The organism is Boseongicola sp. (assembly GCA_014075275.1).
Classification (GTDB): Bacteria; Pseudomonadota; Alphaproteobacteria; order Rhodobacterales; family Rhodobacteraceae.
Genome location: CP046179.1, coordinates 963496 through 988733, shown reverse-complemented (window position 1 = coordinate 988733; position 25238 = coordinate 963496). Strand labels below are relative to the sequence as shown.

Annotated in this window: 27 protein-coding genes and 1 tRNA gene; 11 read left to right on the top strand and 17 right to left on the bottom strand. The window is 54.7% G+C overall.

What is annotated here, in order from left to right; translation table 11 throughout:
* Positions 1-7: 7 nt before the first annotated feature.
* The 4 genes from pstA to GKR98_04965 form a co-directional block, all read right to left on the bottom strand.
* Entirely contained in the window at positions 8-1354 is a 1347-nt protein-coding gene (gene pstA, locus GKR98_04980; protein QMU57611.1) for a phosphate ABC transporter permease PstA, read from the bottom strand.
* Positions 1351-2811: a phosphate ABC transporter permease subunit PstC gene (gene pstC, locus GKR98_04975; protein QMU57610.1), complete on the bottom strand. Its 1461-nt coding sequence runs from the start codon at positions 2809-2811 to the stop codon at positions 1351-1353. Before pstC ends, pstA begins: the two co-directional genes overlap by 4 nt.
* 66 nt (positions 2812-2877) lie before the next feature.
* Entirely contained in the window at positions 2878-3918 is a 1041-nt protein-coding gene (locus GKR98_04970; protein QMU57609.1) for a phosphonate ABC transporter substrate-binding protein, read from the bottom strand.
* Positions 3919-4081: 163 nt separating this feature from the next.
* Positions 4082-5113, bottom strand: a complete 1032-nt coding sequence (locus GKR98_04965) for a two-component sensor histidine kinase (protein QMU57608.1) — start codon at positions 5111-5113, stop codon at positions 4082-4084.
* A gap of 215 nt (positions 5114-5328) precedes the next feature.
* On the opposite strand from GKR98_04965, the gene GKR98_04960 reads away from it, so the two are divergent.
* Positions 5329-5712 carry a hypothetical protein gene (locus tag GKR98_04960; protein ID QMU57607.1) on the top strand — a complete coding sequence of 128 codons (384 nt, stop codon included), beginning with the start codon at positions 5329-5331 and terminating at the stop codon, positions 5710-5712.
* A gap of 9 nt (positions 5713-5721) precedes the next feature.
* Here GKR98_04960 and GKR98_04955 read toward each other — a convergent pair whose 3' ends face one another.
* The 4 genes from GKR98_04955 to GKR98_04940 are packed head-to-tail and all read right to left on the bottom strand — an operon-like array spanning position 5722 to position 8982.
* Positions 5722-6903 carry an aminotransferase class I/II-fold pyridoxal phosphate-dependent enzyme gene (locus GKR98_04955; protein QMU57606.1) on the bottom strand — a complete coding sequence of 394 codons (1182 nt, stop codon included), beginning with the start codon at positions 6901-6903 and terminating at the stop codon, positions 5722-5724.
* Positions 6900-7436 carry a gamma carbonic anhydrase family protein gene (locus GKR98_04950; GenBank protein ID QMU57605.1) on the bottom strand — a complete coding sequence of 179 codons (537 nt, stop codon included), beginning with the start codon at positions 7434-7436 and terminating at the stop codon, positions 6900-6902. Before GKR98_04950 ends, GKR98_04955 begins: the two co-directional genes overlap by 4 nt.
* On the bottom strand, positions 7433-8071 hold the full coding sequence (locus GKR98_04945; protein QMU59971.1) for a guanylate kinase: 639 nt from the start codon (positions 8069-8071) through the stop codon (positions 7433-7435). Before GKR98_04945 ends, GKR98_04950 begins: the two co-directional genes overlap by 4 nt.
* Before the next feature lie 14 nt (positions 8072-8085).
* The gene (locus GKR98_04940) at positions 8086-8982 is read right to left on the bottom strand and encodes a YicC family protein (protein ID QMU57604.1); all 897 of its coding nucleotides are present in this window, start codon (positions 8980-8982) and stop codon (positions 8086-8088) included.
* Between GKR98_04940 and GKR98_04935 the strand changes: the two genes are divergently transcribed.
* Positions 8882-9865, top strand: a complete 984-nt coding sequence (locus GKR98_04935; GenBank protein ID QMU57603.1) for a PAS domain-containing protein — start codon at positions 8882-8884, stop codon at positions 9863-9865. The two genes, GKR98_04940 and GKR98_04935, sit on opposite strands and share 101 nt — an antisense overlap.
* Before the next feature lie 65 nt (positions 9866-9930).
* Here the strand turns inward: GKR98_04935 and GKR98_04930 are convergent, their stop codons facing one another.
* Complete coding sequence (locus GKR98_04930) at positions 9931-11301, bottom strand: 3-deoxy-7-phosphoheptulonate synthase class II (protein QMU57602.1); 1371 nt, start codon at positions 11299-11301, stop codon at positions 9931-9933.
* On the bottom strand, positions 11246-11473 hold the full coding sequence (locus GKR98_04925; GenBank protein ID QMU57601.1) for a hypothetical protein: 228 nt from the start codon (positions 11471-11473) through the stop codon (positions 11246-11248). The genes GKR98_04930 and GKR98_04925 overlap by 56 nt, the downstream gene beginning before the upstream one ends.
* A gap of 21 nt (positions 11474-11494) precedes the next feature.
* Here GKR98_04925 and GKR98_04920 point away from each other — a divergent pair, with 21 nt between their 5' ends.
* Entirely contained in the window at positions 11495-12502 is a 1008-nt protein-coding gene (locus GKR98_04920) for a helix-turn-helix domain-containing protein (GenBank protein ID QMU57600.1), read from the top strand.
* Positions 12503-12508: 6 nt separating this feature from the next.
* Here the strand turns inward: GKR98_04920 and GKR98_04915 are convergent, their stop codons facing one another.
* Entirely contained in the window at positions 12509-13600 is a 1092-nt protein-coding gene (locus tag GKR98_04915; GenBank protein QMU59970.1) for a PQQ-dependent sugar dehydrogenase, read from the bottom strand.
* A 168-nt stretch (positions 13601-13768) separates the two neighbouring features.
* Between GKR98_04915 and GKR98_04910 the strand changes: the two genes are divergently transcribed.
* From GKR98_04910 to GKR98_04885, 6 genes are all read left to right on the top strand, one after another.
* Positions 13769-14965 carry an ABC transporter substrate-binding protein gene (locus GKR98_04910; GenBank protein QMU57599.1) on the top strand — a complete coding sequence of 399 codons (1197 nt, stop codon included), beginning with the start codon at positions 13769-13771 and terminating at the stop codon, positions 14963-14965.
* 78 nt (positions 14966-15043) lie between these two features.
* The gene (locus GKR98_04905; protein ID QMU57598.1) at positions 15044-15832 is read left to right on the top strand and encodes an ATP-binding cassette domain-containing protein; all 789 of its coding nucleotides are present in this window, start codon (positions 15044-15046) and stop codon (positions 15830-15832) included.
* Positions 15829-16602, top strand: coding sequence for an ATP-binding cassette domain-containing protein (locus tag GKR98_04900; GenBank protein ID QMU57597.1), 774 nt, complete (start codon positions 15829-15831; stop codon positions 16600-16602). Before GKR98_04905 ends, GKR98_04900 begins: the two co-directional genes overlap by 4 nt.
* A gap of 2 nt (positions 16603-16604) precedes the next feature.
* Complete coding sequence (locus tag GKR98_04895; GenBank protein QMU57596.1) at positions 16605-16982, top strand: hypothetical protein; 378 nt, start codon at positions 16605-16607, stop codon at positions 16980-16982.
* Positions 16982-17992 carry a branched-chain amino acid ABC transporter permease gene (locus tag GKR98_04890; GenBank protein QMU59969.1) on the top strand — a complete coding sequence of 337 codons (1011 nt, stop codon included), beginning with the start codon at positions 16982-16984 and terminating at the stop codon, positions 17990-17992. The genes GKR98_04895 and GKR98_04890 overlap by 1 nt, the downstream gene beginning before the upstream one ends.
* Positions 17989-19293, top strand: coding sequence for a branched-chain amino acid ABC transporter permease (locus tag GKR98_04885; protein ID QMU57595.1), 1305 nt, complete (start codon positions 17989-17991; stop codon positions 19291-19293). The genes GKR98_04890 and GKR98_04885 overlap by 4 nt, the downstream gene beginning before the upstream one ends.
* Before the next feature lie 658 nt (positions 19294-19951).
* Here the strand turns inward: GKR98_04885 and GKR98_04880 are convergent.
* The 5 genes from GKR98_04880 to GKR98_04860 all read right to left on the bottom strand — a co-directional run bounded on the left by GKR98_04880 (position 19952) and on the right by GKR98_04860 (position 23443).
* Positions 19952-21013: an ATP-binding cassette domain-containing protein gene (locus GKR98_04880; GenBank protein QMU57594.1), complete on the bottom strand. Its 1062-nt coding sequence runs from the start codon at positions 21011-21013 to the stop codon at positions 19952-19954.
* A complete protein-coding gene (gene modB, locus GKR98_04875; GenBank protein QMU57593.1) occupies positions 20970-21641 on the bottom strand; it encodes a molybdate ABC transporter permease subunit in 672 nt (223 codons plus the stop codon). Before modB ends, GKR98_04880 begins: the two co-directional genes overlap by 44 nt.
* A complete protein-coding gene (modA, locus tag GKR98_04870; protein QMU57592.1) occupies positions 21638-22360 on the bottom strand; it encodes a molybdate ABC transporter substrate-binding protein in 723 nt (240 codons plus the stop codon). Before modA ends, modB begins: the two co-directional genes overlap by 4 nt.
* A 99-nt stretch (positions 22361-22459) precedes the next feature.
* A tRNA-Leu gene (locus tag GKR98_04865) sits at positions 22460-22545 on the bottom strand.
* A 43-nt stretch (positions 22546-22588) separates the two neighbouring features.
* Positions 22589-23443 carry a hypothetical protein gene (locus GKR98_04860; protein ID QMU57591.1) on the bottom strand — a complete coding sequence of 285 codons (855 nt, stop codon included), beginning with the start codon at positions 23441-23443 and terminating at the stop codon, positions 22589-22591.
* Between the two features lie 110 nt (positions 23444-23553).
* On the opposite strand from GKR98_04860, the gene GKR98_04855 reads away from it, so the two are divergent.
* The gene (locus tag GKR98_04855) at positions 23554-24132 is read left to right on the top strand and encodes a DedA family protein (GenBank protein QMU57590.1); all 579 of its coding nucleotides are present in this window, start codon (positions 23554-23556) and stop codon (positions 24130-24132) included.
* Positions 24129-24593, top strand: coding sequence for a disulfide bond formation protein B (locus tag GKR98_04850; protein ID QMU57589.1), 465 nt, complete (start codon positions 24129-24131; stop codon positions 24591-24593). The genes GKR98_04855 and GKR98_04850 overlap by 4 nt, the downstream gene beginning before the upstream one ends.
* Before the next feature lie 186 nt (positions 24594-24779).
* Here GKR98_04850 and GKR98_04845 read toward each other — a convergent pair whose 3' ends face one another.
* On the bottom strand, positions 24780-25049 hold the full coding sequence (locus tag GKR98_04845) for an aspartate-semialdehyde dehydrogenase (protein QMU57588.1): 270 nt from the start codon (positions 25047-25049) through the stop codon (positions 24780-24782).
* Between the last annotated feature and the right edge of the window lie 189 nt (positions 25050-25238).

Genomic DNA, 25238 nt, shown 5'->3' with positions numbered 1-25238 from the left:
CCACTCCCTACCAGCGCCGCTCAAAGCGTCGGCGAAGGAAAATGGCCACTGCATTCATAACCAGAAGGAAGAGCAATAGCACGATGATTGCGCCCGATGCGCGTTCTACAAAGGCCGGATCGGCGCGTTGGGTCCAATTGAAAACCTGAACTGGCAACGCTGACGCGGGATCGAAAAAGCCTTCAGGTGGACCTGCCGGATACTCCCGCACAAACGCGACCATTCCAATCAGCAGCAGTGGTGCAGTTTCACCCAATGCCTGAGCAAGGCCGATAATCGTTCCGGTCAGAATGCCGGGCGCGGCCAGGGGCAAAACATGGTGAAACACCGTCTGCATTTTCGAGGCCCCTACCCCCAATGCTGCTTCGCGTATCGATGGCGGAACAGCCTTCAACGAAGCTCGCGTAGCAATGATGATCGTTGGCAATGTCATCAAAGTAAGAACCAACCCGCCGACAATCGGAGCCGACTGTGGCAATCCCGCGAAGTTGATGAAAATCGCAAGACCCAGGATGCCGAACACAATCGATGGCACTGCCGCCAGGTTCGAGATGTTCACCTCAATAATGTCTGTCCAGCGGTTCTTTGGCGCGAATTCTTCCAGATAGATCGATGCCGCAACACCAATGGGCAGTGCCAGAACTAGGACCACCATCATCATGTAGAACGACCCAAGAATGGCCACCCCCAGCCCGGAAGCCTCCGGGCGGTTTTCCGAGGCATCAGGCCAGATCAGGAACCCGAAGTTGAATCGCGTATCCAGAAGACCGGCATCTTTCAAAGCATCCGCAAGCATAAGCTGTTGGGGTGATACGTTGGAATCTCGTTCCGCTGTCTCCATCGTCACACGACCTTTGAAATACCCGTCGATACGGCCAGCCGCCAAAAACTCGAATGTTCTGGTCTGACCAACGGTCTCGCGGTTCGCCAGAACGAAATTCCTTAGCGTCGCCGCCCCTTCTTTCGAGATCATGTCGCTTAGTTTTCCAAGCCCATCTATCTCTATCCCGTTGTCTTCAATAGCCGTTTCCATAGCAGCATTGATCAGCGGTGTGTAACCAACGGTCGACACTTTCGCCATCTCATCCCGGTTGCGGTTGCCCTTTTTGTCCAGCTTGGCTTCCAACAACTCGACTTCAAGAGTTATGAATGTCTGCCTGAAAGACGAAGCCCCATTGCCGACGATGGATACCACGAGAAAGACCAGTGCAACGACAGCGACAATAACCGCAGCCAATCCATAGTTTCTAAACCGCTTTTCTGCTGCATTCCGGCGACGTGTGCGCTCGTCAGCTTGCAGAAGCGATGTTCGCGGCTTGCCAGCCGGTGCCGGGGTTTGGGAAATATCGGTCATTCATACTGCTCCCGGTAGCGGCGCACGATCCAAAGGGCCAACACATTCAATCCCAGCGTCACAACAAACAGCGATAGGCCAAGTGCAAACGCTACAAGTGTTTCTGGCGATGCTAATTCTGTGTCGCCCGTCAATTGGCTGACAATTTTAACGGTGATGGTTGTCATGGCCTCAAAGGGGTTCAGACTTAGCTTGGCTGCCGCCCCTGCCCCCATGACCACGATCATAGTCTCGCCTATTGCGCGACTGGCAGCCAACAAAATGGCGCCGACAATTCCGGGCAATGCGGCTGGAATGATCACCTGCCGAACGGTTTCCGACTTTGTCGCGCCCATTCCATAGCTTCCGTCGCGCATGGACTGGGGAACGGCGTTGATGATGTCATCTGACAACGAGGAAACAAACGGCACCAGCATGATGCCCATCACCAATCCAGCCGTCATGACCGACGATGAGCTTTCGCCCAATCCCAAGGGCGACGCAAAATAGTCACGCAACAAAGGACCAACCGTGATCAATGCAAATAGGCCGTAAACGATCGTCGGAATACCGGCCAGGATTTCGATCATTGGCTTTGCAACCGAGCGAACTCTCTTCGAGGCATACTCCGCCATATAAATCGCGGCCAACAACCCGATGGGGACCGCGACAAGAAGCGCCACAAAGGACACGTAAAGCGTGCCCCACAACAATGGTAGAATGCCCAGATCAGAACCACCCCGGAACTGCGGGTTCCAGGTAAAACTGAACAGAAAATCCTGCCAGTTATAAAGTTTGAAGAAGTTCGCTGTTTCGAACAGCAATGAAAATACAATGCCCGCCGTCGCGAAAATCGCGACACTCGACGCCAGAATAAGCAAGGCCAGGATTGCCGTTTCGGATACGTTGCGTGCCCGGTATTCTCTGGTGATCTTGGAATACGCCAGAACCGCGCCAGCCATGCTTACCGTAAAGACCACAATCGCCATGACTACAGACAACAAGCCACTCTGACTGCGGTACTCCTTGGCGGCAGCAAAAACATCCTGCCGAACGTCTGATCCAACCGCGACGCCAACCTCACGCAGCAAGGCCCGCACGTCGGTCACATCTGCGCGCATTTCTTCAAGCGCATCTTCGCCCAGCTCATCCAGCTCGATTACCCGATCCAGACCACGGGCAATCCGACGAACATCAGCCATGGCAAGTTTCAGCGCGGCCTCGTCCTCAAGCTCGGTCTGGTCGATCATCTGTTCGACAGCATTTTCAATGTAGACGGGCTGAAACAGCACCCAGAAAATCATCAATAGAAATGCCGGAACCACAGCAAAAATCAGAACTGCCTGACCATAATAGTTGGGAAGTGAGTGAAGTGTCCTGATATTTCCTCCGGCAACGGACATGGCACGGCCACGCCCCAGGAAGAACCCAACTGCGCCAATAATCACAATGATCAAGGAAAGTATGCCGACGCCCATTTGACAGCCCGTTTCAGGAGAAAGCCGACGGCACTAGATTGGTGCCGCCGGCAAATAAGTGGTTTGTTAGTTTAGAGGAGCCATGGCTGCACCGTCGCTCACCATGTCCTGCGTGGCAGCAAGTTCCGGATCGGAAACCAGACCATATTCAGCAAGTGGTCCGTCAGGCCCTGCAATTTCGTCGGATACGAAGAAATCGATGTATTCCTGAAGGCCAGGAATGACGCCCAGGTGCGCTTTCTTCACATAGAAAAACAGCGGACGCGATACTGGGTATTCGCCGGTAGCAATGCTTTCCGTCGAAGGAACCACGTCGCCCATCGTGGCTACGCGCAGCTTGTCGGTGTTGTTTTCATAAAACGACAATCCAAAAACACCTACAGACTGAGGGTTTGCATCTAGACGGGCCAGCGTTTCGGTATAGTCGCCATCGATGTCGATTGAACGACCATCTGTGCGCAGACCTATGCAGGCTTTCTCGGCGGCTTTTTTGTCGCCACCAGCTGCCTCGAGATGCAGTTCGAATGCTCCAGTTTCTTCGCAACCGGCTTCAAGAACCTTAACGTCGAAAACTTCACGGGTGCCGTGCTTCGTGCCTGGAATAAATGCCAGAATGTCTTGTGCAGGAAGCTTTGCATCGACGTCAGCCCATGAAATGTTCGGGTTATCCACCAACTTTCCGTCGACCATCACTTTGGAAGCCAGCGCGTTGTACCAATCGGCCGGTGTGAACGCGAAACCAGGACCGTCGATGTCCGAAGCGAATACGATACCATCGTAGCCAATACGAACTTCCATGATCTCGCTAACGCCGTTCGAACCACACAGGTCAACGTCCGACTGCTTGATGCGGCTGGAAGAGTTCGCGATGTCGATTGTGTTTTCGCCAACGCCTTCGCACATTTTCTTGCGGCCAGCGCCAGAACCCCCACCTTCAACAACAGGTGTCGGGAAATCAAAGTTTTCGCCAAAAGCTTCTGCTACGATTGTTGCGTATGGCAGCACTGTCGACGATCCGGCAATCTGGACGTTGTCGCGCGCAAAAGCATGAGTGGCGGATACAGCAACGATCGCCAGAACCGAGGCGGTCATTTTCGTATACAGCATTAGATATCTCCTGAGTTTTTCAGGCCGCTTCACGCGACCGATGGCTGGCATCTAAAGGCCCGTCTTTTCGGTTTTGCGACAGTTGTGTAACAGTATGATGACACCACCATTCGGCGACTGTTTTGTCCGGACGATGGTTTAAATGTCTGGAATGATTCAGGCGTTATTTATCTGAGTATTTGGGCAAAATAGCCGAAAATTCGGATCCGGAACCCGGAGTGCTCTCAATCCGCAAACGTCCGCGATGTCGGCTCACAATATGCTTCACAATGGCCAATCCCAGGCCAGTTCCGCCCAATTGGCGCGAGCGATGACTGTCGATTCGGTAGAATCGTTCGGTGAGTCGCGGAATATTCAGTGGATCAATCCCGTCACCTGTGTCCTGAACACGCACCACAACTGCTGGCCCACGCAACATGCGGTTCTCTTCTTGGGTTTCTATTGCAACTGTCGCCGTTCGCCCGCGCCCAGAGTATTTGATCCCATTCTCAAGCAGATTGGTCAGAACCTGCGCCAATTGGTCTTGATCGCCGCGCACAAATGCAGAGTCCTCAAGATTGTTTTGCAGGACATCCACTTCGCATTCATCGGCAACAGGCGATAACGCGTTTATCACCGATCTGGAAACAGCAGCCAAATCCACCTTGTCGCTTGGACGAAGCCGCTCGACCGATTCAACACGGTTCAATGAAAGCAGATCACGAACCAGCCGGTTCATCCGGGACGCCTCGTTCTCCATGATACTGAGAAACCGCTCTTGCGCAGCCGGATCGTTCTTCGCCGCCCCTCGCAGGGTTTCAATAAATCCCAGCAATGCCGTCAGCGGAGTGCGAAGTTCATGACTTACGTTGGCAACAAAATCGCGTCGCATCTGCCCGGCTTCTGCCATATGGGTCTGATCTTCCAAAGTGACCAGAATTGATCCGCTTCCACCGATCTTGTCCACATGAGCCTGCCATGTAATCTCGCGCCCGGCTTCAGAGCTAAGATAGCGCGCATTGCCCACAACGTTCTGCGCATGAGTTTTTTCAATGGCGTCCAGCAAGGCCGGTTGGCGGATGATCGCGATATAGTGCCGTCCAACAATCCCTTCGCCCACCAACGCCCTCATACCAGAATTGGCTGCGGAAATGCGTTCATCGTCGCCGATAATAAGCGCGGGCAGCGGAATAGCATCCAATATTTCCTGCGACATTCTTGGCCTCTTTTGCGTGAGCGCGAACCTCGAATTATAAGTAAGATTTGTAAAGGGAAAGCCTCGGGAACATTTTAAGAGCGAGTGTCTAACATTAATTTCGCGTTAAAAGGGTTTCCAAGAGGCGGTCAATTACTCTAGGATGTGCTATTATAGGGCGAGCGCGCGAGCAAATTTCAACTTCGTGAATTGATTTAGAAAAGGTAACGACTGGAATGAGCCGGGAAGAAACACAGTTCTTGATAGGCGCTGCAATTCCAAGCGCAAACTCCGACGGACAGGGGATTACGATCCTTGCCGTTGGGAACTCGGATGAATGGACCAAACTAGGTCACAAGTTGCCGTCTGATGACTCAATTCATTTCGCCTCGATCGAACAGATTGATATGGATTTTTTGAAGCAGTACGAGCCAAGTGTCGTTGTCTCGCCGGCCCTGGCACTGGGTTTTGATTGCATTGATCTTGCACTGGCTTTGCACAAAGCGAAATATAAAGGTCAGTATCGCGCAGTGTCGCGAGACCTTCCAAACCCGAAGATGGTCGAAGCCGAGATTTCACACCTTTGTCCGGGCCTGGATTTTACCATATTATCAATGTAATAGAAAGAATTATGCGCCTACTGCGCTCTTTACCGCTCTTTCAAATGCAGAGGTCAGAATTTCCGGCGCCTCACAACCCACCGAGACTCGAAAAAATCCCTCAGTAATGCCAACGGCCTTTCGGTCTGCATCCGAAATTGACCGGTGCGAAGACGTGACAGGATGGCTGATGGTCGTAGCAATGTCGCCCAATGTCGGAGCAAAATTCAGACCCTCTGCCGCACTTATGAACGCATTTGCTGCCGCCCGTCCTCCGGCAATTTCAAAGCTCACCATATGGCCACCTTCGCCGCCCAAAAGTGACCCGGCAAGGTTGTGGTCGGGGTGGTCGGCGCGCGTCGGATAATAGACCCGTTGAACTCCTGGCAACTCAGCCAAAACGTCGGCCAAAACGGCTGCATTCGCAGTCGCCCGGTCATAGCGCAAATCGAATGAATACAACCCGCGTTCGGCCAGCCAACAATCAAAGGGCGATGCCGTAACGCCCAGCGTTGCGGCCAAAACGCTCATGCGTTCGGCTACAGCCTCGTCCTGAGCAGCAACATAACCCAATGTTGCATCCGAATGCCCGGCCAGCAATTTGGTCACAGAATGTATGACAATATCCGCGCCCAAACCCAAGGGCTGCAGCCCGCGTGGTGTCGCAAACGTATTGTCAACTGCAACCAGAATACCATGTGTCTTGGCAAGGCCGATAATACCCTCGATATCGGCAACGCGCAGCGTAGGATTTGAAACAGTTTCAACCAGGATCAATCGGGTTTCTGGCCGGATCGCCTTTTCCACAGACGCCAGATCCGAAGGATCTACCAAAGACGTCGACATTCCAAGGCGCGGTAATTCTTCCGACATCATGCGCAGCGAACGGCCGTAAAGTTGATCCGCGCCGATAACATGATCACCGGTCTTAAGAACCGCCAACAATGCAACTGTAATCGCCGCCATGCCAGACCCAGTGACGACGCCACTTTCGGCCCCTTCCATGACATCAATCATCTGACCCAGAACTTGCGCATTCGGATGACCTTCTCGCGCATAGGTAAATCCGATTTCCTCACCATCATATTGACGGTCCAATTCGTCAGGATCGGCCGAAGCATAGACGACTGAAGGTTGAAGCGGATTGACGACGGGGCGGCTAATGCTTGTGGGCCAGCCTGCGCGAAACGAGGCACCTGAACGTTTTGTCATGGTTGTTCTCGCGCGACCAAACCCGATTTAAATTGCCGCATCCGTTTTCTGTAGTGCGCGGCGGATGCCAGATTTGCGGCAAAGGCATCCTCGTCAAGGGTGCGGACAACTTTTCCGGGCATGCCCATGACCAGACTTCCATCTGGGATGACTTTACCTTCTGTCACCAATGCTCCCGCACCAATCAGGCAGCCCTTGCCGATGACGGCTCCATTCAAAATCGTTGCCCCCATGCCAATCAGCGTTCCATCGCCAATCTGACAGCCATGGATCATGGCCTTATGCCCAATGGTGCAATCAGCTCCTATCACCACCGGAAAGCCCGGATCCGCATGAATGACGGTATTTTCCTGAATGTTAGAACCTTCGCCAATGGTTAGCCGCTCGGTATCGCCACGTAATGTCGATCCAAACCAGATCGACACACCGGTTTCCAGCACGACATCACCAACAACGTTTGCATCCGGCGCAATCCAGAAATCGTCGCCTTCAGGAAACGTTGGCATTACCCCATCCAGTGCATAAACGGTCATGAGCCATCCTCGAACTGTTCTTGCAATTCGCGGACGTGTGGCAGCAGTCCCGGCTGCTGCGTGCGACGCAGTCGCTCAGCAGTGACAATCGTACGAAGCCGCGATTCAGTCACATCCAGATCGTCATTGACCAACACGTAATCGTAACTGTCCCAATGGCTGATCTCGTCCCAGCTTCGGGTCATACGCTTTGAAATGATCTCTGCGCTATCCTGCCCGCGAGACTCTAGCCGACGCCGCAGCTCGGTGATCGAAGGCGGCAAAAGAAAAATTGACAATACGTGTGGGGCAAGTGGTGAATTCGCGATTTGCTGGGCACCCTGCCAATCGATGTCAAACAACACATCAGCACCATTATTAACTGCTTCCTCGACTGGACCACGCGGCGAGCCATAAAAGTGACCGAAAACATGAGCATGCTCGAGCATACCATCTTCTTTCACCATGGACTTAAAGTCGGTTTCGCTGACGAAATGGTATTCCCGCCCGTCCTGCTCACCGGTTCGCGACGCACGGGTGGTGGCCGATACCGAAAAGCTAATATCAGGATCCCAGTCCCGTAACCGCCGGGCCAGAGTCGTCTTGCCTGCCCCTGATGGCGACGACAAAATTATAAGTAGCCCTCGTCGCTCCATGCCCCCTGCCCCCGTCATTCGATGTTTTGAACCTGTTCGCGCATCTGGTCGATAACCGCCTTCAGATCAAGTCCTATGGCGGTCAGGTCGTTTGATTGCGCCTTTGAGCACAGCGTGTTTGCCTCGCGATTGAACTCCTGCATCAGGAAATCCAGCTTGCGTCCGATTGCGCCTTTTTCGGCCAGCAATCCTCGCGCTGCCACTACATGAGCGTCCAGCCGATCCATCTCCTCGGTGACGTCCGTTTTGACTGCGATCAATGCCAATTCCTGTGTCAATCGGGCCTCATCTGGAACTTCCGTCGCCTCAAGAAGTCGCGCTAACCCTCGATCCAACGTGGCGCGCGCCGCCGCCGCACGCGATCCCACGGCCTTTTTTGCTGCGGCAATCAATGTTTCAATCTCGTCCAACTGGCCGCGAAACACGTCTGCCAATGCAGCACCCTCACGTGCGCGATCCGCATCAAATGCTTCGATCAATCCGGCAAAGTCATTTAAAATAGCTTTCCGCAGCCCGCTGGTATCATCCTGATCATCCGCGTCGCGTTGTTCGACAACACCCCGCATCTGCGCCACGTCCGTCGCCCGCGTTGGTGCCAATCCAACACCTCTCACCATGGCTGCTTCTTCTATGGCCGAAATCAGGGTCAGCGCCGCATCCAGCTGCGCTTCGTTCAAATGAACATCTGGTGCAGAATCATCCCGCGCCACCCGCATCGAAATCGTGACAGATCCGCGTGCCAGTCGCGCTTGCAATGCCTTGCGCAACCCTGGCTCTAAGCCCTCAATCCAATCAGGCACCCGCATCCGCATGTCCAGACCGCGCCCGTTTACGCTTCGGATGTCGCCTGAATACCGCCACGCCTCGAAACCCCCGCGAAAGCTGGCAAATCCCGTCATCGAGCGCGGCACATGGCTGCCTTCGTTAACCACTGAACCCTCGTCTGACGTCATCTGCGTTAACCCTCTGTTTCGAAAAGAGCAGAAAATTTTCTACGTTTCTGGCAGTATCTGGATGTGGGTAACAGAGAGGGTCGGGCACGACAACTGTCGGTCCGAGAGTGCGAGGAACATGGCGTATCAAGACGATGACGAGTTGAACGAACAGGTAATCCAACTGACCCGCTTTCGCGGCACCGGAGTTCGTCCGGTGATTTCCAAGATCGAGGCATATTGGGACAGCGTCCGGGGGCGGCGCTTGGTGCCCGCTAGGGCAGATGTGGATCCAAAGGGACTGCAGGGCAATCTGTCAAATGTCTTCATACTGGAACGCATTGCGTCGGGGCTGGCACGTTTCCGCATCTCTGGGTCGCATCTCACGGACCTTATGGGGCTCGAGGTTCGTGGGATGCCCCTTTCGGCAGTCTTCACACCGGATGCGCGTGAAAACCTGTCCCGCGCACTGGAAGCGGTCTTTGACGAACCTGCCGTCGTCCGCCTTGAATTGTCGTCACCTTCCGGTTTTGGACAGAAAGAAATGATTGGCGAAATGATTCTGTTGCCCTTGCGCAGTGATCTGGGCGAAGTCAGTCGTGTTCTTGGCGCAGTGTCCATGGCCGGTGACATTGGCCGCTCTCCAAGACGCTTGACCATTACCGATCAGTCTCATCGCAGTCTTACAGGATACGCTGGCGACGTCGGCGCGCCCCTGCGCGGGTTCAGCGAGCTGGACAATCGTCCGCCGTCCCAGCCTTCTAAATCGACAACCAACGTTCCGGCAAAACCTGCGGCTCTCACAAAAGACCTGCCGCCCTATCTAAAACTGGTCACCGACAATACACCCGAGCAGTTCTGATCGCTAAAACTCAATAAAAAAGCCCGCCAAAATCGGCGGGCTTTCTTTGTTTTCTATGAAGGCGTTCAGACGGCGGCTGCAGCCTGTTGCCCATTGCGACGTGCCGAAAGCTCTTCGGCAACCAGGAACGCCAGTTCTAACGATTGCGAGGCATTCAATCGCGGATCACAGGCTGTATGATAACGATCTGACAAATCCTCGTCCGTCACCGCGCGGACGCCACCGGTGCATTCTGTGACGTCCTGACCGGTCATCTCGAAATGCACACCGCCCGGAACCGTGCCCTCACCGGCATGGATCTGGAAGAACTCGCGCACTTCCCGCAGAACCGAGTCAAACGGACGCGTCTTATAACCAGTGGACGACTTGATCGTATTGCCATGCATAGGATCACAGGACCAAACCACGTTTGCGCCCTCTTCCTTCACTGCCTTGATAAGGCGTGGAAGATGATCGCCAACCGATCCAGCGCCAAAACGTGCGATCAGTGTCAAACGCCCGGCTTCATTTTCCGGGTTCAACTTGCTCATCAGAACTTTCAGATCTTCAGCCGTTGTAGACGGGCCGCATTTCAGACCTATTGGGTTCTGAACGCCGCTGGCAAATTCCACATGTGCACCGTCAGGCTGCCGTGTTCGGTCGCCGATCCAGATCATATGACCGGACCCTGCCAGCCATTTGCCCGTGGTCGTGTCAACGCGGGTCAATGCCTCTTCATACTCCAGCAACAAGGCTTCATGGCTGGTGTAGAAATCAACTGTGTTCAACTCGTGGTTCTGATCGCCGGACAAACCAGCGGCAGCCATAAAGTCCAACGTATCCTGAATACGGTTGGCCATATCGCGGTAGCGCTCGGCATCGTCACGATCCGTAAAGCCAAGCGTCCATGAATGCACCCGATGCACATCGGCAAAACCACCAGTCGAAAACGCGCGAAGCAAGTTCAGTGTTGCCGCTGCCTGTGTGTAGCCGCGCAGCATTTTCTCCGGGTTGGGAATGCGAGATCCTTCGGTGAAATCAAGCTCGTTGATGATATCGCCGCGGTAGGATGGCAATTCAACGCCATCAATCACCTCGGTTGGTGCCGAACGTGGCTTGGCAAATTGCCCTGCCATCCGGCCAACCTTAACCACTGGCACTTTCGCGCCATAGGTCAGCACCATCGCCATCTGCAACATCACCTTGAATGTGTCGCGGATGTTGTCTGCTGAAAATTCGCTGAAGCTCTCTGCGCAGTCTCCTCCCTGCAGCAAGAATGCTTCTCCACGGCTGGCTGCGCCAAGTGTAGCCTTCAGGCGCCTCGCTTCACCTGCAAATACCAACGGTGGATAGGTGGCAAGACGGGCCTCGACCGCGTTCAATGCTTCTGCATCGACGTAGTCAGGCATCTGCACCCTGGGTTTGGATCTCCACCCGGTTTTCTGCCAATCGCTCATCTTTGGTCTCCAACGTCATCAAAAGTTGCAAGGCGCGGTTATATGGCAGAGCTTTGACCTTGAAAACAGCTATTTGCGTCAATCCGACCAGAAGATTTGCGATAATTTCTGGCGCAATTGTAGATCGGATGACTTGCCCCGCCTTCGGAAATGGTGTTTCGGTATTGCTCAACGCGCGCTCGGGAAAGGGCCGATGACAGACAACTTCGTGCAGACAGTTCAAGTCGCTAACGCAGGCAGAAAGCCGCGGAAGTTCGTTTTCGTATTACTCGATCAGTTTACACTCCTGTGCTACTCCTGCGCGGTCGAAAGCCTGCGCATCACAAACAGAATGGCGGGTCAGCCACTCTATGAGTGGCGCGTGATCGGCGAAGGCGGCGACTCCATGACTTGTTCCGCCGGTACTGTCTTTAATCTCGACGGCGACCTGGGCGAGATTCATCGTGACGAAACAATCGTCGTCTGCGGCGGCATAGATGTTGCGTCGGCGACTACAAAAAAGCTGCTAAACTGGATACGGCGAGAGGCCCGTCGGGGTGTCTCAATTGGCGGTCTTTGCACCGCGGGGTATGCCTTGGCCAAAGCTGGTTTGCTTGATGGCAAGCGCGCGACAATCCACTGGGAAAACCAAGACAGTTTTATCGAAGAATTTCAGGACGTAACTCTTACCAAATCAGTATTTGTGATCGACGGTAAAAATTTTACGACGGCAGGTGGAACGGCGTCGATAGATCTGATGCTTAAATTTATCGCCGATGATTACGGCGAAGTTCTTGCCAGCGCTGTTGCGGACCAGTTGATTTACACAACAATCCGCACTGATCAGGACACACAACGGCTTTCGGTGCCAACCCGAATTGGGGTGCGCCATCCGAAACTGTCCGCCGTCATACGAATGATGGAAGCCAACATTGAAGAACCGATAAGCCCATCCGGACTTGCCAAAGATGTGGGTATGTCGACCCGACAGTTAGAACGTTTGTTTCGGCGCTATCTCGATAGGTCGCCCAAGCGCTATTACATGGAATTGCGACTACAAAAAGCGCGCAATCTTTTGATGCAAACCGATATGAGCGTTATCAACGTGGCTTTGGCCTGCGGTTTTGCCTCACCGTCGCATTTCTCGAAATGTTACCGGGCTCAATACAATACAACGCCCTACCGTGAACGTGGTGCGCAGGCTTCTCGGCTTTCGATCTGATATCACTCAAGTTTTGGGGGCGATCCGATAAAGCGCTCCGTTGTTCACGCTTAAGAACCAAATGCTGCCGTCTGGTGCCTCGCGTATGTCGCGAACACGGTTGGTTTCTTTGCTTTCTAACCGCTCAACTTCCCTCAGCGGCGATCCCTCTAGCCGCGAAATATAGTCGAATTTCAAAGAGCCAACGAAAATGTCGCCCCGCCACTTTGGCCAAAGTCTGCCGGAATAGACCATCAATCCCGATGGCGCGATAGAAGGATCCCAGTAAAAGTCGGGTTGCTCCATACCATCTTTGGCGATGCCCTCGCCAATCTTCGCGCCCGAGTAATGCCGACCATATGCGATCACGGGCCAGCCGTAATTTGCGCCGCGCCGAATACGATTGATCTCGTCACCACCACGCGCGCCGTGTTCCACCACGATCAGATTGCCGTCCAAATCCAAAGCAGCCCCCTGTGGGTTGCGATGGCCATAACTCCAAATTCCGGCCCGCGCGCCCGGTGTTGCGACAAATGGGTTGTCCTGCGGAATGCTCCCATCCCGGTTCACCCGCACGACCGAACCATTCTCGCGGCTCAAATCCTGCGCCGAGGGCTGATCACCCCTTTCTCCAACCGTCAAAAACAGCGCGCCGCTTGGTGCCTCAACGATGCGGGACCCGAAATGAAGGCCGCCACTGGATCCTGCTGCCATCTCAAAGATGGTTTCAGCATCAGCCACATTGCGATAATCCGAGCTCAGGCGAATGCGCATCAACGCTGTCCCTGCCTCGCGGCCCTGTTTCTTTGCGAAACTCAGGAAAACTTCGCGGGTGTCAGCAAAATCGCGCTGCACCAGCACATCCAACAATCCACCCTGACCGTCGGACTCAACGGGCGGGACACCGTTAATGACGTGCAACTCGCCATTTTCCAGCAACAACAAGCGCCCCGAGATTTCTGTGATCAACACGCGATCGCCCGGTAAAAACCCGATTGCCCATGGGTTATCCAAGCCAGAGGCAACTCTTTGAACCTCGACCGGCCCCGCCGAGGCATCCAGCGCTACTGTTTCAGTCGCCCAAAGCAACGCCAACGCACTCGCCAGATATCGCAACATCATTCGCTCTCCACATCCCTATTGAGGTCATCTAAGCCGCAAACCGCATGCTCCCCAACGATTTCTCCAAAATGTGACCCTGCGTCAGGCTAAACTGAACCCTTTTCTTTCTGAAACACCCGATTTAGGTTCCAAACCGGACCAAAAAATCCACTCAGGGAGAAAAAAATGAAAAAACTACTTATGGCGACGGCAGCATTGGCACTGACTTCCGGGTCTGCCTTCGCTGGCAGTCACGCCTCAGAAATTAAAATTGGCGTCATGCTGGGCTTTACAGGACCAGCTGAATCGTTGGCACCTGACATGGCTGCCGGTGCCGAAGCCGCCATCGCCGAAGTCAGCGAAAGCGGCGGATTGCTGGACGGTCTTAAAGTATCCTCGGTTCGCGGCGATTCAACGTGTATCGACGCTGCGGCCTCAGCGGCTGTCGCTGAACGGATGATCACTGGCGACAAAGTCAGCGGCATCGTCGGTGCCCTTTGTTCTGGCGCGACAGGTGCTGCATTCACCAATGTCGCGTTGCCAAATGGCATGGTCATGATTTCACCGTCGGCAACTTCGCCGTCGCTGTCGACCATCGAAGACAACGACCTGTTCTTTAGAACTGCACCATCCGATGCCCGTCAGGGTGTCGTTATGACCGAGATCCTGATGGAACTTGGCATCGATGAAGTTGCCGTCACATACACAAACAACGACTATGGCAAAGGCCTGGCAGATAGCTTCCAATCCGCGTTCGAAGCTGCCGGTGGTTCAGTAACCATCAATGCAGCCCACGAAGACGGCAAAGCTGACTACACGGCTGAAGTTGGTGCACTCTCCGCAGCTGGTGGCGAGCGTCTTGTTGTTGCTGGATACCTCGACCAAGGTGGTCCGGGCATCATCCGCGCTGCTCTGGACACTGGTGCATTTGACACCTTCCACCTGCCAGACGGCATGATTGGTGACTCTATCGTCGAACGCTTCGGCGACGAGATTGACGGCTCAACCGGCCAGGTTCCTGGCACCGACAGCCCTGGCGCTGCAGCTATGGGCACCATCGGCGAAGCTCGTGGTTACCAGGGCACTGCGCCATTTTCACCCGAAAGCTACGATGCGGCGGCTTTGATCCTTCTGGCCATGCAAGCCGCTGGGTCGACCGATCCGGGCGAATACAAATCGCACGTCATGAATGTTGCCAACGCTCCAGGTGAACAGATTTTCCCAGGAGAATTGGCAAAAGGTCTTCAGATCCTGGCTGATGGCGGCGAGATTGACTACGTCGGCGGCACAGCTGTTAAACTGATCGGACCCGGTGAAAGTGCCGGTAACTACCGTCAGATCGAAATTGACGGCGGCGAAATCAAAACCGTCCAATTCCGCTAAGATCACATAGCTAACCTAAGACGGCCCGGAAAGATTCCGGGCCGTTTCTTAACGTGGATAGGTGATGGGCGGGTATCCATGATTGTCGTAAAAGATCTGCACAAGCATTTCGGTGGGTTTCATGCCATCGATGGCTCGACTCTTGAAATCAAGACCGGTTCGATAACCGGACTGATAGGGCCAAACGGCGCTGGCAAAACAACGCTATTCAATGTCATTGCGGAACGATTGCCGCCGACCAGCGGTCAGGTCTTCATGAACGGCGAAGATATAACCGGTCTGCCGCCGCATGCCTTGTTCCAAAAGGGCTTGTTGCGAACGTTCCAGATCGCTCACGAATTTTCGTCAATGACCGTGCGCGAAAACCTGATGATGGTTCCTTCCGGTCAATCCGGTGAAACCATCTGGAATGCCTGGATCGGTCGCAGCAAGATTGCTCTGGAAGAAAGCGACTTGTTGAAGAAAGCCGATGAAGTCCTTGAATTTCTTACAATAGATCATTTGAGGGATGAAAAGGCGGGCAACTTGTCCGGCGGCCAAAAGAAGTTGCTGGAACTTGGGCACACCATGATGGTCGACGCCAAGATCGTCTTTCTGGACGAGGTCGGCGCAGGCGTGAACCGCACTCTTTTGAACACCATTGGCGATGCCATCGTGCGATTGAACAAAGAACGCGGCTATACGTTCTGCGTCATCGAACACGACATGGATTTTATCGGCCGGTTGTGTGACCCCGTTATCTGCATGGCCGAAGGCAAGGTCCTGGCCGAAGGGTCCATCAAAGAAATCAAATCGAACGAACAGGTGATCGAAGCCTATCTGGGCACCGGCCTGAAGAATAAAGTTGTTGAGGGAGCTGGTTCATGAGCACCGAAACAACCGATACCCCACGCCCGGCGCACGCCGGAGCCATGAATGCCGCTTCGGAAAATCCGTTTCTGGTCGGCGATGCCATGACCGGCGGATACGGCACCGGTGCCGATATCCTTCACAGTTGCACCATCGCCGTGGATGAAGGCGAGATTGCCGTTATCGTCGGCCCAAACGGCGCCGGCAAATCCACCGCCATGAAGGCTGTTTTCGGTATGCTGAACCTGCGCGAAGGTGGTGTTCGCCTTGACGGTGAAGACATTACCAACCTGACACCGCAAGCGCGGGTGGCCAAGGGCATGGCTTTTGTGCCGCAAACGTCAAACATCTTCACGTCGATGAGCGTCGAAGAAAACTTGGAAATGGGCGCATTTCTTCGTCAGGACGATATCTCCGAGACGATGGAACAGGTTTACACGCTGTTTCCAATCCTCCGTGATAAACGAAATCAGGCTGCAGGTGAACTTTCTGGCGGTCAGCGCCAACAAGTGGCTGTCGGTCGCGCGCTGATGACCCAACCCAAAGTCCTGATGCTGGACGAACCCACCGCAGGCGTTAGCCCCATCGTGATGGACGAGCTTTTTGATCGTATTATCGAAGTTGCCCGCACCGGTATCTCGATTCTGATGGTCGAACAAAATGCGCGCCAAGCGCTTGATATCGCGGATAAAGGATTTGTTTTGGTGCAAGGAAGAAATGCCTACACCGATACCGGCAAGGCCCTTCTGGATGATCCAGAAGTCCGCAGATCGTTCCTTGGGGGATGAAGATGCGCGGCGCTCTCTCTCTATTGGTCGTCCTGGTGCCCATGCCTGCCTTGGCAGAAGGCGATGTGCGACCATTCGATTGCACCGTGACACGAACTTGCACCGATGCGGGCAACTGTATCGTTGACGGATCCGCTCTAGAATTTGCACTTGCACCGGTCAGCATTGGTCCCGATGGCACTGGCTTATTCGAACTTCAAACCAGTATCGCCACTTACTCAGCCGATTTGAGCGCAGACCGTCGTCTTTCCTGGGCGTCCGCCGACTGGACCCAAAACGACATGATCTTTACCGGCCCCGAAACCATCGTCTGGATAAAACGAAATTTCGAACCGCCGCAAAGCGAACTCCACTTTTTGACCTGCAAGGAAGCCGCATGATCGACTTTCTGAATGCCCTCACCGCCCTGTCCAATTTTGTGCTCTTGCCGGGCGTCGTCTACGGCAGCCAACTGGCACTTGGCGCGCTGGGTGTTACGCTGATCTACGGCATCCTGAGGTTTTCGAACTTCGCCCACGGCGACACCATGGCGTTTGGCGCAATGGTCGCCGTTCTAGTGACGTTCTGGCTGCAAGGCATGGGCGTCTCACTAGGCCCCTTACCAACCGCCCTCCTCTCCCTGCCCGTCGCAATTGGTGTCACCGCCGGTCTCCTGCTCATCACCGACCGCTTCGTCTACCGTTTTTACCGCCAACAAAAAGCCGCACCTGTCATTCTGGTCATCGTCTCAATGGGTGTGATGTTCATCATGAACGGCCTCGTGCGCTTTATCATCGGCCCCAACGATCAACGCTTCGCCGACGGAGAACGTTTCATCATTTCCGCAAGGGATTTCAAAACGCTAACCGGCCTTAGCGAGGGCCTGGCAATCAAATCCACTGCCGTTCTGACGGTCGTCGTGGCCATCATCGCCGTCGCACTGCTGTTCTGGTTCCTGAATAAAACTCGCACCGGTAAATCCATGCGCGCGTTTTCAGATAACGAAGACCTGGCCCTGCTCTCTGGCATCAATCCCGAACGCGTCGTCATCATCACCTGGATCATTGTTGCCGCATTGGCAACGACCGCAGGCGTCCTCTACGGCCTCGACAAATCCTTCAAGCCTTTCACCTATTTCCAACTGCTCCTGCCGATCTTCGCCGCCGCCATCGTCGGTGGCCTTGGCAACCCGGTGGGCGCAATTGCAGGCGGCTTCGTCATCGCCTTCTCCGAAGTCACGGTGACCTACGCCTTTAAAAAGGTCGCTGGCTACCTCTTGCCGGAATCTCTAGAGCCAAGCAGCCTCGTCCAACTCATATCGACCGACTACAAATTCGCCGTTAGCTTCGCCATTCTGGTGATTGTCCTTCTGTTCCGACCGACCGGCCTGTTCGCGGGGAAATCGCTATGAATATTCCTGTTCGCAATATCACCATGTTCGCCATCGTCCTTGGCCTGATCGGACTAACGGGCATGCTGCAAAGCTGGAACATCGCCCTTGGCATCCTAAACATGGGTCTGATCTCGGCGATCATGGCGCTTGGGGTGAATATGCAATGGGGCTACGCCGGCCTCTTCAACATCGGCATCATGGGTTTTGTGGCCCTTGGCGGTCTTGGTGCCGTCATCGTATCCATGCCCCCCGTAGGCGAGGCTTGGGCCGCCGGTGGCCTGCGCGTCATCATCGCCATCCTTGTTGGCGTCGCGACAATCGTCGGCGCAATCAAACTCTGGCAACACATGGCGTCCGGGCGCAATCGGGCTCTGGCGCTTCTCGCCCTCCTCGTTATCGGCTTTTTCGTTTACCGCGCCATTCTGGATCCGGCCACCGCAGCCATCGAAAAGGTTAATCCGGCAAGCACGGGCTATCTGGGCGGCTTTGGCCTGCCTGTGATCCTGTCGTGGCCTGTGGGCGGCCTTCTGGCGGCTGGCGTGGCCTGGATCATCGGCAAAACGGCCCTTGGCCTCAGATCCGACTATCTGGCCATTGCCACGCTTGGCATCGCCGAGATCGTGATCGCCATGATCAAAAACGAAGATTGGCTTAGTCGCGGCGTGAAAAACGTCATCGGTATTCCCCGCCCGGTTCCATACGAGATTGATCTGCAGCAGTCCGAAGCCTTTGTGACGCGCATGAACAGCTGGGGCTTCGATCCCGTGACCGCGTCGTCAATCACTGTAAAACTGGCCTACTCTGGTCTCTTTCTGACGGTTCTTCTTCTGCTTTTGTGGCTTGCGCAGTCGGCGCTGAATTCTCCGTGGGGCCGCATGATGCGCGCAATCCGCGACAACGAAATTGCAGCCGAGGCCATGGGCAAAGACGTCACCGCACGCCACCTGCAGGTATTCATTCTTGGGTCGGCAATATGCGGGCTTGCAGGTGCCATGATGACCACGCTCGACGGACAACTGGTCACAACCAGCTATCAACCGCTGCGTTTCACATTCCTGGTCTGGGTGATGGTGATCGTTGGCGGGTCCGGCAACAACTTCGGTTCGGTTCTTGGTGGGTTTCTGATCTGGTTCCTTTGGATCCAGGTCGAACCCCTGGGACAGCTATTCATCGAAACCGTGACAATGGGTCTGGCTGACGGCAATGCGCTGAAAGAGCACTTGCTGGACGGCGTCGCCTACATGCGCTTGTTGACTATGGGTGTCATCCTGTTGTTGGTCCTACGCTTCAGCCCGCGCGGCCTCATTCCTGAGCGCTGATCTTTCTGGCCACCCACCACTTCAAGAGTGGAAATGATGGAAATGCGCGTGCCTTGCGGCATTCGCTTTGTTGATTGATTTGATCGAAAGAACCCCGGTTGGGGGTTTGTGGGACTTAGTATGTGCGGGGATCAATGCGGCGTCCGTGAAGCCCTCCACCAGGGCTGAAATCACACGGGGCGCATCGATCCCCGCCGCCAATACGTGGCAGCACTCGATACCCACCCTTGCAGAAACAGTTCTGCAAAGCGTGTGCGGCACCCCCATGGCCGCATCACTACCCCCCAGCGAGGTAAAATGAGGTTAACGTTCGGCGGGTTTCCGCCAAAGGAAAAAAGGCAGAAGGAAGGCGACATTCCAGCAGAATTAGGAATGATCCCGGAAATTAACATAGCTAATACCGCATATAAAAATGCTTATTGAATACAAATCGAAAACAATCGCAAAATATCGAACAGACCTCTTTTCAATCACTTGACCTACAAAGCCAAACGCACCTTGCTAAAAAACGGGTCCTGATTGTTTAGTAATTGGAATTAATGCGAAATTTTAACTAACTTTCATCTTAGATAAAGTTTGCGCTCACAATTTGCTCGGCAGCGTTTTCTAATCCGATCCAATACTCGAATTTCTCAAGGATTGATGAGCGGATTTTCGCTTACACGACCGAATCGTTCGGCTCTGGACGCGGTAAAACCCGCAGTATCGACAGCCAAAGTTCCTTGGAATCCGGCACTCGCAAGCGCGCAGGAAGGGTCATTCGTTGCCCCACCACTTCTAAAACAGCACGTCCGCCAGCGCCTTCACCGGGAAAATGTACCGCCGGAAGAACCGTAAGCGCTGATCCTTCCCCGGGGTGGTTGGAGCTCAGGTGGATACTTTCCGGTGCTAAGCCCAGTCCAACAAGCTCATCTGGCATCGCGCGCATCGGCAATACAAACCGCCCGTCCAGTTCTGCGTCTTCTGCACCCAAAAGCCGAACCTCGACGCCATTGGCCATCTCAGTCGTGACCCGCGCCAACAGGCGCATTGGCGGCGTGCGCCACCCTGTCAGATGCCCAGCCGTTATCTCTAGAACACGATCCGCCAGTGCTACAATTTCGTCGCCAGCGTGGCTGACATAAAGGGCTGGCACCCGTGCCTGTGAAACTGCGCGCGCAACATAAGGTAAAAACTCAGCTTTTCGTGCCGCGTCCAACCCGGCCATCGGCTCATCCAGAAACAGGATGGCAGGATTAGACGCCAGGGCACGCCCCAAAGCCACACGCCGGGCCTCGCCTCCCGATAATCCGTTTATGTCTCGGTCCAGAAAACCGCCTAAGTCAAGGGCCTCAACTATTGCGTCGAACGAACCAACCTTCCGCCGTTTTGCCCCATAGTTCAGATTGTTTTCGACATTTAGATGCGGAAACAGCCGAGGTTCCTGAAAGACAAATCCAACCAGACGGTCTTCTGGCGGAACGCAAACACCTGGCGCGTCCCAGTCACGACCAGCGAAGGATACGCGCCTCTCACCGCCACCTTGCAAATCCAATCCCGCCAGTGCCCGCAACAGCGTTGTCTTACCGCTACCTGACGGACCAACCAGAGCCGTAACCCCGCTCAATGGAACCGATTCCTCGGCATCCAAATGAAAGGATTGCCCCCGACGCAGCCGGATGCGGAAATCCAGTTGGCTAACCAACCCGAACCCCTCCCCGGCGATTGAACAGATAGACAAAAGTCAAAACGCCAAACGAGAACACCATCAGCCCCAGCGACAACAGATGCGCCGTCGCATAATCCAGCGTCTCAACAGCCGTGAATATCTCAATCGAGATCACCCGCGTTTCGCCGGGAATATTCCCCCCGACCATCAGAACCACGCCAAACTCGCCCACAGTATGGGCAAAGGTCAGTACCGAAGCTGTCAGAAACCCCGACCGCGCCAAAGGCAAAGCCACCGAAAAGAACGCATCCCGCGACGTCGCGCCCAATGTCCGGGCTGCATCCAGCGTTGCGATTGGAACGCTTGAAAATGCCGTCTGCATGGGCTGTACCGCAAATGGCAGCGAATAAACCAGCGACGCAATCACTAGACCCGTAAAGGAAAACGTCAACGTCTCCCCGGTCATCCGCACCCACAGCCCGCCCAAAACCGAATTCGGGCTCAGAAAGATCAACAGATAAAATCCCAAAACTGTCGGCGGCAAAACCAGTGGCAACGTTGTTGCCGCCTCGACCAATGGCCGCAACCGGTTCTGCGTCGTCGCCAACCACCACCCCAGCGGCAGCGCAATGATCATCAGGATCACCGTGGTCAACGCCGCCAGTTGGAACGTCAGCGATATGGCCGGCCAAATCGTCATTCCGGCAAGCTATATCCATTTGCAGTAATGATCGCTCGTGCTCTGTCTTGAAAAAGATACGCCCAGAATGCCTCGGCGGCTTCGTTCCCGTCTGCGCGTGCCATCAATACCGCATCCTGTCGGATCGGGGGATGCCGCCCCTCCATAGATGTTACAAATGGCGCATCAATCAATGGCAACAGCGACTGGGCCACAAAGGCCAGATCCGCATTGCCTGTCACAAACAACGTCGCCACTTGTCCGACGTTCGATACCAGCAGCGGTTGAAAGTCCGCCGTGTTCAGATCCAAACTTTCCATCGAAGATGTCGCCGCCAACCCATATGGCGCGACCATAGGGTCCGCCAATGCCACCCGCTCCCCAGCAAAAGCCTCGGCTGCCAAATCCACATCGATACGATCTCGCGACACCAAAACCAACTCGCCAATGGCATAGGTCCGGCGCGCCGAGGCAATCCCTTGCAGCCGCAACTCACGGGGCCGTTTCTGATCGGCCGCAAGAAATACATCGAACGGCGCACCCGATACTACCTGCGCAAATATCTGACCGGTCGATCCATGGGTCAGGGTCACCTGATGGCCGCTTTCTTCCTCGAAGGCCTCAACAACCGCCTCGGCCGCCGTCAGAAAGTTCGAGGCCACTGCAACCGTTACGTCCCCGGCCCAAGCCAGACGTACAGGTAAAAGCGCCAGCAAAGTTATCAAGATCAGTCGCATCATTGCCCTTTCAGGCCACGAAGCTTGTCGCTTTGCAAGGGGAACAGGCCGCAACCCTCACATCCCCAAGGCAGCATACAAGCCAATTCGAACATTTGCGGATGGTGCCCGAGGCGAGACTCGAACTCGCACGCCCGTGAAGGCGGGGGATTTTGAATCCCCTGCGTCTACCATTCCGCCACTCGGGCACTAAGCGCTCTCTTAGCGTCCTTCTGCGGCAACGAAAAGCCCCTAAAGTCGATCCGTGCCAAAGGTGTCGCAGTCTCTCAAATCACCGCTTTCAAACCCGGTGGTAAACCACCGCTGACGCTGCTCTGATGTGCCATGGGTAAAGGTATGCGGCTGCGGCACCCGCCCTGCATTCTTTTGCAAGGTATCATCTCCTATCTGGCGGGCTGCATTCATGGCTTCGGCAACATCCCCACGCTCCAAAGAACCAAATTTGGCCTGTGCCTCGCGCGCCCAGATGCCGGAAAAGCAATCTGCCTGAAGCTCAATACGAACCGAAATCTCGTTGGATTCTGCCTGACTGACTTGCGCGCGAACCTTGTTGGCCTGACTCAATACACCCAACTCATTTTGAACATGATGAGCAATTTCATGGGCAACCACATAGGCTGCCGCGAAATCACCACCCGCTCCCAGCCGTTGCTCAAGCGTGGTGAAAAAAGAGGTGTCCAGATACGCCTTCTTGTCCGCCGGGCAGTAAAACGGCCCTGTCGCCCCCGGGGCACCACCGCAGGGGCTTTGCGTCACGCCTTTGAACAGCACCAGTGTCGCCGGCCGATATGTTTCACCCACTTGTGCACGAAATATATCTGCCCAAACCTCTTCCGTGTCCGCCAATGTCACAGACACGAATTGCCCGGCACGTTCGTCTGCTGGTGTTAACTCAACTGATTGCACCGAGCCACTCGCGCCTTGACCAGTGCCTTGCAACAAAGGTGTCACATCGACGCCAAAGAAATATCCGATGCCCAGAATGACCAGAACCCCCACCAGCCCGATCTGGCCGCCCGCGCCTGCGCGACCGCGTCGGCGTCTGTCTTCAATGTTTCGGCTGCCCCGCCGTCCGCGCCATTTCATGTCACCCGTGCTCCTTACCTCGTCACAATATTCACGATAATTGCACGCCCTCGCCCTTGACGACAACGCCTCCCCTATGGCCTAGCTCGACAAAAATAACGAGCATATCGATGATCAAGCGCCTATACGACTGGACACTATCGCTGGCAGGGCATCCGCGCGCGCTTTGGGCGCTGGCTCTGGTTGCATTTGTGGAAAGCTCGTTCTTTCCAATTCCGCCGGATGTTCTGCTCATTCCGATGATCATTGCCGCCCCGTCACGGGCTTGGCTCATCGCGCTTGTGGCAACCATTGCTTCGGTGCTTGGCGGTCTGTTCGGCTATTTTATCGGTGCCGCCCTCTTTGATACCATCGGTCAGGCGATCTTCGATTTCTATGGCAAGGCTGAAGCCGTCGAAGGTTTCAATCAACGCTTCAATGACTACGGAGCCTGGGCGGTTCTGATCGCCGGGGTGACGCCTTTTCCCTATAAAGTCATCACGATCATGTCAGGCTGGACGTCTCTCAGCTTGCCAGTCTTCATAATCTCCTCAATCGTGGCCCGGGGCTTGCGCTTCTTTCTAGTGGCATGGCTCCTGTGGAAGTTCGGCGCCCCAATCCGGGATTTCATCGAGAAGTTTCTGGGGCTCCTGTTTACCCTGTTCGTCGTTCTCTTAGTCGGCGGATTTTATATGCTGAGGTATCTATGACCCGACGCAATCTCATGCTCCTGGCTGCTGGCGGTTCGCTGGCGCTTCTCACTGGTGCCTATATCTTCCAGTCCCTTGGATATGCTCCGTGCAAACTATGCCTCTATCAACGTTGGCCCCATGCAACGGCTGTCGTCATAGGCGGGTTGGTTCTGGCGACGGGCCCGTTTCTGGTCTGGGGCGTCTTGGGGCTGCTGTCAGCTTTGGCAACCGCAGGTCTGGGTGTTTATCACAGCGGCGTCGAGTTTGGCTGGTGGGAAGGCCCCTCCACCTGCACTGGCGGTGGCACCTCGCTGGATGCGCTCAGTGGCGACCAACTTCTGTCTATCGACGTTCCGGTCGATATCGTGATGTGCGACGAAGTCGCCTGGGCGTTGGCGGGCATCTCCATGGCGGGCTGGAACGCTATATTCTCGCTCCTCCTTGCCGCTCTCTGGTTCAAAGCTCTGAAATCCATCTGACCAGCATCGCATTTTGCGATCATTATTGGCCCCAAAATATCCTCGCCGAAGGCAGCGGGCGATAGCCCGCCCCCGGATTTCGTGTGGAAATCCGGTTACCCAGGCCTTAACGAAACCCTACACAGGCGTTCGGGTCCACCGACGTAATACCGACGCGATACAGACAGGTCGAAATTCGCACCGAAATCAGTTCAAATCGAACTCTCCGGTCACGTTTCGCCATTCCCCCGGCGCGATCATTTTACGGTGCACAAAGCGCACCGAATGTAGCGGACCATCCAGTTTTTCCTGCCAGAACTCTATGAATTTGAACAGCTTAGGATGATCCGGTGCCAGGTCGTACTCCTGCCAGACGAATGTATTCAGCACCGATTGAAAGTCCGGCATTCGATAGAAAAACTCTGCCGTCGTCAGCCCGTAGCCTTTCAACATCATTTCGATCTCAGAATGGCTCATTTTAACCTGCCTTTCTTGCCCCAATAAAATTGAGCCACAAAAAGGATTACTTTTCAATGAAAACAATGTGTTATCAAGGTGGCAAACTGGCTGCTAAAAAGGTGCTTCAAGCCCCATTGCACCTAGGTCTAGCGGTCTGATAGAAGGTTACTAACCAAATCTAGACGGTCTCAACTATAAGCGAGCAAA